Annotated in this window: 11 protein-coding genes; 4 read left to right on the top strand and 7 right to left on the bottom strand. The window is 58.6% G+C overall.

The window, feature by feature from the left end; translation table 11 throughout:
* Positions 1 to 5 precede the first annotated feature (5 nt).
* A complete protein-coding gene (locus AB4O05_RS03085) occupies positions 6 to 1142 on the top strand; it encodes a TIGR03364 family FAD-dependent oxidoreductase (protein ID WP_460133152.1) in 1137 nt (378 codons plus the stop codon).
* Positions 1139 to 1711, top strand: coding sequence for a phosphonate degradation HD-domain oxygenase (locus AB4O05_RS03080; protein ID WP_460133154.1), 573 nt, complete (start codon positions 1139 to 1141; stop codon positions 1709 to 1711). Before AB4O05_RS03085 ends, AB4O05_RS03080 begins: the two co-directional genes overlap by 4 nt.
* On the opposite strand, the gene AB4O05_RS03075 is transcribed toward AB4O05_RS03080, so the two are convergent.
* A complete protein-coding gene (locus tag AB4O05_RS03075; protein ID WP_460133156.1) occupies positions 1690 to 3057 on the bottom strand; it encodes a DUF3482 domain-containing protein in 1368 nt (455 codons plus the stop codon). The two genes, AB4O05_RS03080 and AB4O05_RS03075, sit on opposite strands and share 22 nt — an antisense overlap.
* Positions 3050 to 4429, bottom strand: a complete 1380-nt coding sequence (locus tag AB4O05_RS03070; RefSeq protein WP_460133159.1) for a DUF2868 domain-containing protein — start codon at positions 4427 to 4429, stop codon at positions 3050 to 3052. The genes AB4O05_RS03075 and AB4O05_RS03070 overlap by 8 nt, the downstream gene beginning before the upstream one ends.
* A gap of 90 nt (positions 4430 to 4519) precedes the next feature.
* On the opposite strand from AB4O05_RS03070, the gene AB4O05_RS03065 reads away from it, so the two are divergent.
* Entirely contained in the window at positions 4520 to 5032 is a 513-nt protein-coding gene (locus AB4O05_RS03065; protein WP_460133162.1) for a dihydrofolate reductase, read from the top strand.
* 94 nt (positions 5033 to 5126) lie between these two features.
* Here AB4O05_RS03065 and AB4O05_RS03060 read toward each other — a convergent pair whose 3' ends face one another.
* Positions 5127 to 6518: an L-cystine transporter gene (locus AB4O05_RS03060; RefSeq protein ID WP_460133164.1), complete on the bottom strand. Its 1392-nt coding sequence runs from the start codon at positions 6516 to 6518 to the stop codon at positions 5127 to 5129.
* Between the two features lie 241 nt (positions 6519 to 6759).
* Between AB4O05_RS03060 and AB4O05_RS03055 the strand changes: the two genes are divergently transcribed.
* Positions 6760 to 7821, top strand: a complete 1062-nt coding sequence (locus AB4O05_RS03055; RefSeq protein ID WP_460133165.1) for an HAD family hydrolase — start codon at positions 6760 to 6762, stop codon at positions 7819 to 7821.
* A gap of 191 nt (positions 7822 to 8012) precedes the next feature.
* On the opposite strand, the gene ilvD is transcribed toward AB4O05_RS03055, so the two are convergent.
* The 4 genes from ilvD to AB4O05_RS03035 all read right to left on the bottom strand — a co-directional run bounded on the left by ilvD (position 8013) and on the right by AB4O05_RS03035 (position 13330).
* Entirely contained in the window at positions 8013 to 9854 is a 1842-nt protein-coding gene (gene ilvD, locus AB4O05_RS03050; protein ID WP_460133167.1) for a dihydroxy-acid dehydratase, read from the bottom strand.
* Positions 9855 to 10081: 227 nt separating this feature from the next.
* Positions 10082 to 11290, bottom strand: coding sequence for an MFS transporter (locus AB4O05_RS03045; RefSeq protein WP_460133169.1), 1209 nt, complete (start codon positions 11288 to 11290; stop codon positions 10082 to 10084).
* Complete coding sequence (locus AB4O05_RS03040; RefSeq protein ID WP_460133171.1) at positions 11283 to 12248, bottom strand: diiron oxygenase; 966 nt, start codon at positions 12246 to 12248, stop codon at positions 11283 to 11285. The genes AB4O05_RS03045 and AB4O05_RS03040 overlap by 8 nt, the downstream gene beginning before the upstream one ends.
* Positions 12249 to 12253: 5 nt before the next feature.
* Positions 12254 to 13330 (bottom strand): SagB family peptide dehydrogenase, encoded by a 1077-nt coding sequence (locus AB4O05_RS03035; RefSeq protein WP_460133174.1) that lies wholly within the window; start codon positions 13328 to 13330, stop codon positions 12254 to 12256.
* Positions 13331 to 13498 lie beyond the last annotated feature (168 nt).

Genomic DNA, 13498 nt, shown 5'->3' with positions numbered 1-13498 from the left:
ACCACATGACACACCACAGCGACCTGCTGATCATCGGCGCCGGGATTCTCGGCTTGTCCCACGCCTACGCCGCCGCCAAACGCGGCCTCAAGGTCAAAGTCTTCGAGCGCAGTGCCACACCGCTTGGCGCATCGGTTCGCAACTTCGGCCAGGCATTGGTGACCGGCCAACCACCGGGAGCGATGCTGGACCTGGCGCGGGAAAGCCGCGACATCTGGGAGCATTGGGCGCAGGTGGCGGGCCTGCAACTCAAGCGCAATGGCTCGTACCTGTTCGCCCGCAGTGAAGCCGAAGAGCATCTGCTCGAAGCCTTCTGCGCCACACGTGCACGGGAACATGGCTACAACGTGGAGTTGCTGCAAGGTGCGACGCTGAAGGGCCTGTATGGCGGCCAGTTCCGCCATCACCGCGCCGCGTTGCATGGCAAGGACGATCAGCAGTTGTATTCGCGCGAAGCGATCCCGGCGCTGATCCACTACTTGAGCCAGGCGTTGAACGTGCAGTTTCACTTCTCCACCCTGGTACGCGACATCGAACCGGGCCAGTTGCACAGCACGGCGGGCAGTTTTCGTGGCGAGCAGATCATCGTCTGCTCCGGCCACGATTACCAAACCCTGCTGGCCGAATCGATTGCCGCGCTCAACCCGCAGATCTGCCGCCTGCAAATGCTGCGTGCCCGGCCGGCGGTGAACCTGAATCTGCAACACGCCTTGCTGACCGGCCTTAGCTGCGTGCACTACGGCGCCTTCGCCGACCTGCCGGAAGCCGCGTCGATACAGGCACAGATCCTGCGGGAAGCACCGCACCTGCATGAGCACGGGATTCATCTGCTGATCAGCCCGACGCCCCATGGCGAGCTGATCATTGGTGACTCCCACGATTACGGCAGCGATGCATCGCCGTTCAATGCCGAGCAGGTCGATGACTGGATGATCGAACTGGCCGAGCAGACCCTGGGATGCAGGATTCAGGTGCTGGAGCGCTGGCAAGGTGTGTACGGCGCACGCGGGCCGGGGCCGTTTTCGTTCCTGCGCGCGGCGCCGGGGGTGAGTGCGGCGTTGATGCATACCGGGGTGGGTATGAGCGTGGGGCCGGCGTTGGCCGAGCGCAATATCAGTACATTATGGGGAGCGGCCACATGAGCCCGGAGCAGGTGATTGCCGAAGTCTTCGGCGTGTACGAACAGTACGGCAAGGCCGATTACATCGGCGAACCGGTGTCGCAGATCGAGCACATGTCCCAGGCCGCGCAGTGGGCCATGGCCGAAGGCTTCGATGATGAAGTGGTGTTGGCGGCGTTCTTCCACGATATCGGGCATCTTTGCGGCGAAGGTGGTGAGAACATGGACGGTTTTGGCGTGGTCGGCCATGAGCGGCTGGGGGCGGATTATCTGCGCCGCGCAGGCTTCAGTGAGCGCATGGCCAAGTTGGTCGAATATCACGTGCAGGCTAAGCGTTACCTGACCTTCAGTCAGCCCGACTACTACGCGCGCCTGAGTGAAGCCAGCCGCCGCACCCTGGTTTATCAGGGCGGCGTCATGAGCGCCGAAGAAGCCCGGGCGTTCGAACAGGACCCGCTCTGCGCCGTGAGCCTGCGCCTGCGCCACTGGGATGAGCAGGCCAAGCAAACGAACGTGCCGTTGCTGGACCTGCGGGTGCTCAAGGCCAAGGCCTTGCAGCTATTGGCCGATCAGGATTCGTCCAGTCGCTGAGCCAGCACTTCGACCTGCTCCTGGCGCTCGGCCTGGCTCAGTTTGGCGTGAGGGTTGAGGGACGACCATTGCGGGTGGGCGCGAGCCTTGTGCAGCGCCTCCGGCAATTTGCCTTCGCGCCAGGTTTTGTCCTGGGGTGTGTCGACCTTGATGCTGTGCATTGCTGCATGGCCGCGCAGGTTGAGGGCCTTGAGCAGTTGGCGTTGGCGCAGGGCGAGCAGCCGCAGCACGCTGTCGTCGACGGTGAGTTCGCGCTCGCCCTTGAGCTTGCCCAGCAGGCGGCTGCCGTAGCTGCGCGCGGTTTGCAGCGCGCCACCGGCAATCGCGCCGGCCAGCGCGGCGGCGCCCAGCGTTAACCCGCCGACCAATAAATCTACGCCGGCTCCGGCGGCGGCACCGGCAGCAATCCCGCCGCCGACGCGCACGCCGAGTTGCTTGAGGGTTTCCGGGTTGAACAGGTCATCGCCCCAGCGCCCGTCCAGCAGCGGTAAGTCGCTGGCGGCGGCGTCCTGCGGGCGGAAACCGAACAGCTTGAGCAGGGCCTCCACGCATTTTTGTTCGCGCTGGCGCACGGCCTTGCGCAACTCGCTGATGGCTTGCTGCTCATCTTCAGTGACCACGCTGCGCCGGCACGCGGCGCAGTCGATCAACAACTCGGCAATCAACCGCGCGGCGCTTTGCTGACGAGCCTGGCGTTGGGCCTCTTGATCCAGAATCAAGCGTTCCAATTGCGGCCGTGCGTTTTCCAGCAACAAGGCGAGGCTCTCATACAGGCGACGCTCGCCGTCTTCGGGTGGTGCGACGCTGTCAAAACGCACCAGCGCATGCAGGCCGAGGCGGGCCAGGGCTTCGCGCCAGTCCGGCTCGCGGTGGTCGCTGCTGCTGACAAAATTGAGCACCGGCAGCAATGGCTTGCCGCAACTGGCCAGCACCTGCAATTCGTCGCGGTACTTGGCCAGTACCGGCTCGCGGGCGTCGATCACATACAGGCCGGCATCCGAGGCCAGCAGTTGGCGCAGCACCTTGGCTTCCTGTTCGAAACGCTGGCGGGCTTCGCTGCCCTCCAGGAACCGCGCCAGGCGCGCCGGGCCGTCCAGGCGTTCGCCGGGGCGGTCGAGGCGCTCCAGGTAGTCGAGCAGGGCGATGGCATCTTCCAGGCCGGGCGTGTCGTACAGCTCCAGCAACGCTTCGCCATCCACTGATAAACGCGCGCCTTCCACATGCCGCGTGGTGCTGGGGCGATGGGAAACTTCGCCAAAGCCCACGTCGCGGGTCAAGGTGCGCAACAGTGAGGTCTTGCCCACATTGGTGTGGCCGACCACGGCGAGTTTCAGCGGCTTAGTCATGACCGGTCTCCAGCCAGTTCAACGGCGCGCAGTCGGCGAAAGGCAGATCCAGCTGTTGCAGCGCGGTGTGCCAATCGCCCAGGCGCTCGGCGTCCAGCGCCTGGCCGGGTGGCGCCTGCAGCAGCCACACGCGGGTGGCGGCGGCGCTGCGCGCCAGTTCGGCGATCAGCGCCAGGCTGCCACGGTCGGGCGAGCGGCGCGGGTCGCAGGCGATAGCCAGGCGTGCGGGTGGGAAGCGGGTGAGCTGTTCCAGCAGCTTGTTGCGCGATTCGCGGCTGTCGAGAATGCCGGCGTTTTTCACCTGGGGCGGTAGTTTGGGTGGCCAGGGGTGCTGGTCGTCCAGTTCGATGGCCACCAGCAGGGCGCCGTCGCTTTCCAGTTCGCTGACGCCGCCCGCGACCTGATGCAGGTATTCCGGGGCGGCGTCGTTGACGCCAAGGCGTTCGCTGCTGGGCATCAGGCGTTCGCGCAGTTGGCTGTAGCCGGGCAGGTTGAGGTCCAGGCGCAAGGCGGCGCGCCCGCGTTGCCAGCGCCACAGGCACAGCAGCGCGAGGAGCAGGCGCGGCAGCAGGCCGTATACCAGCAGCACGCCGACCAACCAGGCTGCCCAGGCCTGGCGCGCGCTTTCGATATTCAGGGCCGAGTCGCCGCTGGCGCGGATCATCTCGACGGTCGGCACATTGAAGCCCAGCAACGCGGGTAGGCTGCCGAGGGCCTGGGTGACGGCCACAAAGGTGTCGGCACCGAGAATGGTGGTTTCCCACACGAAGCCGTAGCGTCTAGTGGCGAGCAGCGTCAGCAGAATCACCAAGGCGCTGAGCAGCGCCAGCAACCACAGGCCATTGACCAGCACACCCACTGCCCAGCGATTGAGTTTCTGGCGTTGCAGCAACAGCAGCAACGCCGGTGCCAGTTGCGCGGCCTTGGCGTCACGCGCGAGTTTTTCACTCAGCCACAACCACAGGCGGCCCAGGCTGGCGCTGTGTTCGCCGGCAAACAGCAGGCCCAAGGCCCAACTGAGCAGCAGAATCAGGTTCACGCCAAGCAGGCTGCCCAGGGCCCAGAACACATTCACCGGGGTCAAGCCGTTACCCAGTGCGGCAAAGGCCAGCCCGGCACCGCTGACGATGGCGACTATCGCCAGCAGCACCAACGCCAGGCGTGCGCCTTGCAGCCAACGGGTGAGGGCGGCGGTCAGGCCATCGCGCTCGGCCAGGTGCAGGGCGCGCTGCTGGATGCGCGTCGGCAGATCGCCGCCGACGGTGCGGGCCAGGCGATTGGCTTCCAGGTCTTCCAGGGGGCCGGCGTGTTCTTCGCGCAGGCGCACGGTTTCTGTCAGCCAGAGTTTTTGCAGGGGGGTCAGTGCAGTCACGCGCCTTCCTGTTGAACAAGTGAGGTTGGAGCATAACCGCTGTGCACCCGGTTGGGGAAAGCTGCGCGGGCCTCTGGTATTCTCGTCGCCATGAAAAAAACTCTCCCTTTAAGCCTGATCGCGGCCCTCGGTGAAAACCGCGTGATCGGCGTCGACAACAGCATGCCCTGGCACTTGCCGGGGGATTTCAAATATTTCAAGGCCACCACGCTCGGCAAGCCGATCATCATGGGGCGCAAGACCTGGGATTCCCTGGGCCGTCCGCTGCCGGGGCGCTTGAACATCGTGGTCAGCCGTCAGACCAACCTGGTGCTTGAAGGTGCGGAAGTTTTTCCGTCGCTCGATGCCGCCGTGGCGCGGGCTGAAGCCTGGGCGCTGGCGCAGGGCGTAGACGAGCTGATGCTGATCGGCGGCGCGCAGTTGTATGCGCAGGGGGTGGAGCAGGCGGATCGGCTGTATTTGACACGGGTGGCGCTGAGTCCGGAGGGGGATGCGTGGTTTCCGGAGTTTGATCGCAGCCAGTGGACGCTGGTGTCGAATGTTGTGAATCCGGCTGAAGGGGACAAGCCGGCGTACAACTTCGAAGTGTGGGAAAAAGTCTGAAAGCACCGCAGGCAAGCCAGCTCCCACCTTGAACCGATTGCTTCAGGGAACTCGGTCAAGTGTGGGAGCCGGGCTTGCCCGCGATAGCGGTGGGTCAGGCCTGCGCTAACTCGGCATGCTCATCGGCTTCCAACAGCGCTTTATCCGTCTGCCCCATGATCTGGCTGGTAATCGCCCCCGCCGTCATCGAACCATTTACATTCAACGCCGTGCGGCCCATGTCGATCAGCGGCTCCACGGAAATCAGCAACGCCACCAGTGACACCGGCAAGCCCATGGCCGGTAGCACGATCAGCGCGGCAAAGGTCGCGCCGCCGCCCACGCCCGCCACACCGGCCGAGCTCAGGGTCACAATCGCCACCAGGGTTGCGATCCACAGCGGATCCAGCGGGTTGATGCCCACGGTCGGCGCCACCATCACCGCCAACATCGCAGGGTAGAGCCCGGCGCAGCCGTTCTGGCCGATGGTCGCGCCAAACGAGGCGGCGAAACCGGCGATGGACGGCGGGATACCCAGGCGACGGGTTTGCGCTTCGATGCTCAGCGGGATCGTCGCCGCGCTGGAGCGGCTGGTGAAGGCGAAGGTCAGCACCGGCCATACCTTGCGCAAGAACTGCAACGGGTTGATCCCGGCCAACGACAGCAGCAGGCCGTGCACCACAAACATCAGGCCCAGAGCCAGGTACGACACCAGCACGAAACTGCCGAGCTTGATGATGTCTTGCAGGTTGGAGCCGGCAACCACCTTGGTCATCAGCGCCAATACGCCGTACGGCGTGAGCTTCATCACCAGGCGCACCAGGCGCATCACCCAGGCTTGCAGGGTATCGATGGCGTTGAGCACTTTCTGGCCTTTCTCCACGTCGTCCTTGAGCAGTTGCAGCGCGGCAACTCCCAGGAACGCGGCGAAAATCACCACGCTGATGATCGATGTCGGCTTGGCCCGGGCCAGATCGGCGAACGGGTTGGCGGGCACGAACGACAGCAGCAACTGTGGGATATTCAGGTCGGCGACCTTGCCCGCGTAGTCACTCTGGATCACTTGCAGGCGCGCCATTTCCTGGGTGCCGGCCACCAGGCCTTCGGCGGTGAGGCCGAACAGGTTGGTCAGGCCGATACCGATCAGCGCCGCGATCGCGGTGGTGAACAGCAGGGTGCCGATGGTCAGGAAGCTGATCCTGCCCAGGGACGCCGCGTTATGCAGGCGCGCCACGGCGCTGAGGATCGAGGCAAATACCAGCGGGATCACGATCATTTGCAGTAATTGCACGTAGCCGTTGCCGACCAGATCGAACCAGCCGATGGAGGCCTTGAGCACCGGGTTGCCGGCGCCGTAAATACCGTGCAGCGCCACACCGAACACCACGCCCAGGACCAAGGCGAGTAATACCTTCTTGGCCAGGCTCCAGTGGGTATGGCGAGTTTGTGCCAGGCCCAACAGCAGGGCCACGAACACCAGTAAGTTAAGAATCAGCGGCAGATTCATTTGAGCTCCATTGAGAAGACGCCAATCGCGTGAGCCTGCGATTGCGAACCGGGGAGCCTAACAGCTTGAAATATAATGATTTAATACCGATATGGAATGGTGACTGTCGTTTTTGGAATAAGTGGTTGACGCTCAGGTGTATGCGTCTGGCGGAATCAGGACGCGCCCGGTCGTGCTCGACATGGGAACTGTCACAGGGATTTGTTAGCGTCGATGTCTTTCACTCAGGGAGACAACGCCTATGAAGCTCGCGCCGAAACTTCTCGTATCCGCCGCACTGTGCCTGGGACTCGCCAGCCAGGCGTTTGCCGACACCGAGTTGAAACACTGGCCGGCGCCTGCCGCCAAGCAACTGAATGAAATGATCGCCGCCAACGCCAACAAGGGTAACTTCGCGGTGTTCGACATGGACAACACCAGCTACCGCTACGACCTCGAAGAGTCCCTGCTGCCCTACATGGAAAACAAGGGCCTGATCACCCGCGACAGCCTTGACCCGTCGCTCAAGCTCATCCCGTTCAAAGACACCGCCGACCATAAGGAAAGCCTGTTCAGTTACTACTATCGCTTGTGCGAAGTGGACGATATGGTCTGCTACCCCTGGGTTGCCCAAGTGTTCTCCGGCTTCACCCTCAAGGAACTCAAGGTCCAGGTCGATGAGCTGATGGCCTCCGGCAAGCCTGTTCCCGTGACTTATTTTGAAGGCGATGCGGTGAAGAAGTCCGAGGTGCAACCGCCGAAAGTCTTCACCGGCCAGGCCGAGCTGTACAACAAACTGATGGAAAACGGCATCGAGGTGTACGTGATGACCGCTGCCTCGGAAGAGCTGGTGCGCATGGTTGCCGCCGATCCGAAGTACGGCTACAACGTCAAACCCGAGAACGTGATCGGCGTGACCACCCTGCTCAAGGACCGCAAGACCGGCGAACTGACCACGGCACGTAAGCAGATCGCCGCTGGCAAGTACGACCAGAAGGCCAACCTCGGCCTGGAACTCACCCCGTACCTGTGGACCCCGGCGACCTGGATGGCCGGCAAGCACGCGGCGATCCTCACTTACATCGACGAGTGGAAGAAACCGGTGATCGTCGGTGGCGACACGCCGACCAGCGATGGTTACATGCTGTTCCACGATGTGGACGTGGCCAAGGGCGGCATCCACCTGTGGGTCAACCGCAAGGACAAGTACATGGCTCAGCTCAACGGCATGATGGCCAAGCATGCGGCGGCACAGGCCAAGGAAGGGTTGCCGGTGACGGCGGACAAGAACTGGGTGATCGTCAAGCCGGAGGACATTCAGTAACAGGCTGAATGCGGTCAAAAGATGTGGGAGCGGGCTTGCTCGCGAATGCGTTCTGTCAGTAACACATGAGCTGGCTGATCCACCGCTTTCGCGAGCCAGCCCGCCCCCGCATTTCGATCTCCTGTGTATTGGAGGTTCGTGCCAGACAAAAAAATGCCCCGCCAAGTGCGGGGCATTTTTATGGGCGAGGCTTACAGGCCGTCCAGCATCGCCTTGTTACGAACAGCGCCTTTGTCGGCACTGGTGGCCAGCAGGGCGTAAGCCTTCAGCGCGGTCGTCACTTTACGTGGGCGTTTTTCAACCGGCTTCCAACCTTTCTTATCCTGCTCAACCCGGCGGGCCGCCAGTTCTTCATCGCTGATCAACAGGTTGATCGAGCGGTTCGGAATGTCGATCAGCACCTTGTCGCCATCCTGCACCAAGCCAATCGCGCCGCCGGCCGCAGCTTCGGGCGAAGCATGGCCGATGGACAGGCCCGAGGTACCGCCGGAGAAGCGGCCATCGGTGAGCAGGGCGCAGGCTTTGCCCAGGCCCTTGGACTTCAGGTACGACGTGGGGTAGAGCATCTCCTGCATACCCGGGCCGCCTTTCGGGCCTTCGTAGCGGATGATCACGATGTCGCCTTCTTTCACTTCGTCGGCGAGGATGCCGCGTACCGAGCTGTCCTGGCTTTCGTAGATCTTGGCGCGGCCTTCGAAGACGTGGATGGATTCATCCACACCGGCGGTTTTGACCACGCAGCCGTCGAGGGCGATGTTGCCGTACAGCACGGCCAGGCCACCTTCCTTGGAGTAGGCGTGCTCGACACTGCGGATGCAGCCGTTTTCACGGTCGGTGTCCAGGGTGTCCCAACGGGTCGACTGGCTGAACGCGGTCTGGGTCGGGATGCCCGCCGGGCCGGCCTTGAAGAAGGTGTGCACGGCTTCGTCGTCGGTCTGGGTGATGTCCCACTTGGCGATGCCTTCGGCGAGGGACTTGCTGTGCACGGTCGGCAGGTCGGTGTGCAGCAGGCCGCCACGGGCCAGGGAACCGAGGATCGAGAAGATCCCGCCGGCGCGGTGCACGTCTTCCATGTGGTACTTCTGGATGTTTGGCGCGACCTTGCACAGTTGCGGCACGTGGCGGGACAGGCGGTCGATGTCGCGCAGGTCGAAATTGATCTCGGCTTCCTGGGCGGCAGCCAGCAAGTGCAGGATGGTGTTGGTGGAACCGCCCATGGCGATGTCCAGCGTCATGGCGTTTTCGAACGCCTTGAAGTTGGCGATGTTACGCGGCAACACCGACTCATCGTTGTCGCCGTAGTAGCGCTTGCACAGCTCGACGATGGTGCGGCCGGCCTGCAGGAACAACTGCTCGCGGTCGCTGTGGGTGGCCAGCGTCGAACCGTTGCCCGGCAAGGCCAGGCCCAGGGCTTCGACCAGGCAGTTCATCGAGTTGGCGGTGAACATGCCGGAGCACGAACCGCAGGTCGGGCAGGCGCTGCGCTCGTATTCCGCGACCTTCTCGTCAGACGCGCTGGAATCGGCGGCGATGACCATGGCGTCGACCAGGTCCAGGCCGTGGGAGGCGAGCTTGGTCTTGCCGGCTTCCATCGGGCCGCCGGAGACGAAGATCACCGGGACATTCAGGCGCAAGGCAGCCATCAGCATGCCGGGGGTGATCTTGTCGCAGTTGGAGATGCAGACGATGGCGTCGGCGCAGTGGGCGTTGACCATGTACTCCACGGAATCGGCGATGATCTCGCGGCTTGGCAGGGAATACAGCATGCCGTCATGGCCCATGGCGATGCCGTCGTCCACGGCGATGGTGTTGAATTCTTTGGCCACGCCGCCGGCGCGTTCGATCTCGCGGGCGACCAGTTGGCCCAGGTCCTTGAGGTGCACGTGGCCGGGGACGAACTGGGTGAACGAGTTGGCAATCGCGATGATCGGCTTCTTGAAGTCGTCATCTTTCATCCCCGTGGCACGCCACAGTGCGCGGGCGCCGGCCATGTTGCGGCCGTGGGTGGATGTTTTCGAGCGGTAATCAGGCATTGGAGCACTCCGGGCGGCTAATCGGTATCAAAGGGGAGTGAGCTTCTATTGACGTCTGGAACACCCGAAAAATGGCCCTGGTGTCCGGAAGTTGCCGCAAACGTGACGGGATCGCCGTGCGCATTGGCCTTGAGCTCATAAACCCGCCGGGGGATGACTGGCGATGAATAGGGCCGATTCTACACCGCTGGCGGCTGGAGGGAATGGCTAGGTGTGTATTGGCGGTGTCAACCAATGTTCAAAATTTGCTGGCGACGTGAGATCAATGAATTCAACACTAGAGCCATTGTACTCAGCAGCAAAAAAACCAATGCCAGGGTCGTTAGCAAATTAATCGTGCTTATGTTGATCAATGCGCTAATCAATCCACCCAGTATAAAAATTAAAGTGTTCCCCGCCGATGCCGCTGTACCGGCATTTTCCGGGAACACCTCCATCGCTTTAGAGGTCGCGATGGGCCGACAAATGGTGGTGCCGGTCGTGCAGATGATCATTGGTACTAATACCGTCACCGCTGAAAGTTCAAGCACCTGGGACAGAAAAAGCATCAACAGCCCGGAACAAAAAATCAGAGCCAAACCGAAAATGATCTGAGCCTTGGGGACCAGCCAATTAGAGAGTATGCGAGCCACGATTCCGCCAGTGACGTAAGCCGCGCCGTAAAGTAACAAAGTTAGAGAGAATTCATAGGTGGACAGCTGCAACTGATCCATAAAAATGAGTGGTGATATGACGATGAATGAAAAATGGCAGGTGAAAGCGATAGCTGCAATTAGCCAATAACCGACGAAGTTTCCGCTTTTGAACACTAGCTGATAAGCGCGGATAATATTTCGGTTTGAGTGCGGAGTTATGTGATCAGCCTCCAGTAGAAAATACGTTTTTAACAAAACGCAAACGGCCAATACAATAAAAAGAAGAAAGCTGCCAGGCCAGTCGAGGAACTGTTGCAGTACACTGCCGAGTAACGGTGATACTGAGATAAAAATTCCGCTGGCCGTAATCATTAGAATCCGCAATCGATCCCTCTCTTTACCTTCAAACATATCCTGAACCAACGCCTGTGATAGCACGAAGCAGCCGCAGCCGATGGCTTGGATGATCCTGAATATCAAAAACCATGTATATTCATTCGAGAACACACAGCCGGTGGCGCCGATGATTGACATAACCATTCCTCCAATCAACAAGCCCTTGCGCCCAAGGGTATCTGAGAGTGGTCCGATTAAAAGTTGCGATAGAGAGATACCGATAGCGAAAAGACTGATAGAGAACGCAATGTCCGCTGGCTTATTCTGAAAGTGCTCAGCCAATGCAGGAAAGGACGGCAGTAACACATCTAGAGGAAAAACACCGAGTAGTACCATAGTCATTAATAAGATGACTGCTGATCTACGCTTTTTTTTGCCGCTCGCAGCGATAAGTGCTTCATTCATCGATAAGTGCCATTTTAAAGAATAAATTTTGAATTTCAGGCTGTTTGAAAAAACCTGCTTTTTTTAATGCTTGAAATGTAGCGCTAGCGCCTGAGCGAATGCGAAGAGTATGAGCATGCGGATCCGCCATCGTGACTAGGATTTGCTCGACAGTGGCCTCACTCAATTGCACACTACGTAAACTGCGCTCTAGCCATTGCTCGTCGGTTTCAAAGAAGATCAGAAGAATTTCTAAGAGTTGTATGGCGGACGACATACGTAACTCATCGTTCATCTGCAACCACAGATAATGAAAGACCTCGCTAAAATAGCGACTATGTCGTGCTTCGTCAGTCAGATGGTCACTTAGCATATCCTGAACGCTGCATACCAAACTGTTTTGATAAATATCACGCAGATCTTTAGCGATGATCGTTTCAGATACGAAGCCAACTAGAAACCATGTCAGTGCTCTCTGTTTATTAGGAACGCTGTCGATTAAATTATTGAGTCGAGTTATTCGCTTGTGTGTGACCGGTTGGTCAGTCATACCATAGAAGCCAATAATTTGCTCTGCAAGTTGGTTGGAAAATAGCGCATGATAACCTTCGTCGGTATAGAGCTGCAGCGCTGCTGTTTTCATGTGAGGTAGTATCGGGAAGTCAAGTTCATCGTGAATAATAACTTCAACGGAGCGATTAACAATTCGATGCTCAAGTAGTGTTGTGTAGTGAAGAAAGTTTACTAGGTGATTAGCGCAAAGGCGTTTGGTGATGGCCTGATCGGCTAATTTGATTTCCGGGTGATTGAGGTACGGAAGGAGCGCTGGGGGAAACCAGTTTCGTGATTGCAGCTGCTTTTCTAGGTCCGAAGGCAATTTATAATGGTGATCGCTGGTTCGCACCGATGCGCGAGTATTCCAATTCCCAAGAGTGAAATGTGTTTTCCACATACTAGGGTCGATGAGCGGCTCAACCATATGTTCTACCCTCGAGTTTTTAGCAGCGATGTCAATTCTTTGCACATTACTTGCCCGTCGCTTTTACCGCATCCAACAAAAAATATGGTTTGTTCAGGATTGTTTTCTTCAATACCTAATAATGATTCGACCTGATGATCTGTCAGAGCGCCGGTCAACCAAGTGTTCAGGCCCAGCGCGGTTGCGACTAATTGAAAAGTTTGCGAGATATGACCAGCTTCAACATAGGCCATCCGATAAGCTCGCGAGTGTCCGTATTTCCACCAAAGTTTGTCGAACCGGCAGGTGATGAATAGGCCCGCTGGAAGATCGTTAATGAAATGCTGTCCCGATAGCACACATCCTAATGTCTGGTTGAGGTGTGGATTAACGAAGCTCAGTGTATGTTCCGCTGCGTTGTAAGCGTAAATACCGGGCTTTAATCCCTCTATATTTTGAGCATAAAGAAAACCCTCACACGCGTTTAGTCCTCCTCCGGATGGGCTGCTTCTTCGGGCCTCAAGTCCTTCCGCAATAGCTTCATCAATAGTATGTAGTCTTTCTTTTAAATATCCTAAGCACAGATAAAGGATGGTGCCTATGGTATGTAAGGAGATGGATTCGCCTGTGAAAGTACGGCAGGTTTTCCGGGTGAATAAAATGTGTTGAAGTGAATGCTTTGGCAGTTCAAGAGGTATTGGTAAGTGAATTATAGAATTTTCATCATTGTTAGTGGCCGTTCGTGCTAGAGGGGGAGGGGTGGCTAGTGTTTCCGTACAGTGATCAAGATAGATGCTCGCCCACTCGTCAGTGTTTTCGGGAACGTGACTACAAGGAATATTTTTAGTGCCGATATGAAAGATTTTTGATAGTTCGTCCCAGCCCCAATTAAGTTGCTCTTGTGCGAGCTCTGTCAATATTCCTGCTGCTAATAGTTGAGAGTCTATGGGGTTTGAAATGTCGAAGTTGTTTGGGTTATGTATCAGCTCGGTGAGTCGCGTTGAGTAGGTAAGGTTTAACTCGAATTGCTTATGGTTTTTATAGTCCCATACTACTACGGTAGGTGTTCTGGGGAGAATAAATATATAAGGAGCTATTTGCATTGCCGTGCCTCCCTGTTGTACCGAAAACGCTGGGTAGCCGGCACTCCCCAGCGTTTGATTTACTTAGCGAACTTTCGGTGCTACCAAGAAAGCCAAGTTGGCGATGTTGGATGTTTCCAGGTTAATTGTTTTCATTTTGGATCTCCTTGTGCAACTTGATTTTATTTA

Source organism: Pseudomonas sp. S1_G07 (assembly GCF_054668565.1).
This window is presented reverse-complemented; position numbering and strand designations above follow the sequence as displayed.

Excerpts from the sequence above, each read along its gene's own strand:
- AB4O05_RS03085 (WP_460133152.1), top strand. The coding sequence starts at position 6 with ATGACACACCACAGCGACCTGCTGATCATCGGCGCCGGGATTCTCGGC.
- AB4O05_RS03080 (WP_460133154.1), top strand. The coding sequence starts at position 1,139 with ATGAGCCCGGAGCAGGTGATTGCCGAAGTCTTCGGCGTGTACGAACAG.
- AB4O05_RS03075 (WP_460133156.1), bottom strand. The coding sequence starts at position 3,057 with ATGACTAAGCCGCTGAAACTCGCCGTGGTCGGCCACACCAATGTGGGC.
- AB4O05_RS03065 (WP_460133162.1), top strand. The coding sequence starts at position 4,520 with ATGAAAAAAACTCTCCCTTTAAGCCTGATCGCGGCCCTCGGTGAAAAC.
- AB4O05_RS03060 (WP_460133164.1), bottom strand. The coding sequence starts at position 6,518 with ATGAATCTGCCGCTGATTCTTAACTTACTGGTGTTCGTGGCCCTGCTG.
- AB4O05_RS03055 (WP_460133165.1), top strand. The coding sequence starts at position 6,760 with ATGAAGCTCGCGCCGAAACTTCTCGTATCCGCCGCACTGTGCCTGGGA.
- ilvD (WP_460133167.1), bottom strand. The coding sequence starts at position 9,854 with ATGCCTGATTACCGCTCGAAAACATCCACCCACGGCCGCAACATGGCC.
- AB4O05_RS03045 (WP_460133169.1), bottom strand. The coding sequence starts at position 11,290 with ATGAATGAAGCACTTATCGCTGCGAGCGGCAAAAAAAAGCGTAGATCA.
- AB4O05_RS03040 (WP_460133171.1), bottom strand. The coding sequence starts at position 12,248 with ATGGTTGAGCCGCTCATCGACCCTAGTATGTGGAAAACACATTTCACT.
- AB4O05_RS03035 (WP_460133174.1), bottom strand. The coding sequence starts at position 13,330 with ATGCAAATAGCTCCTTATATATTTATTCTCCCCAGAACACCTACCGTA.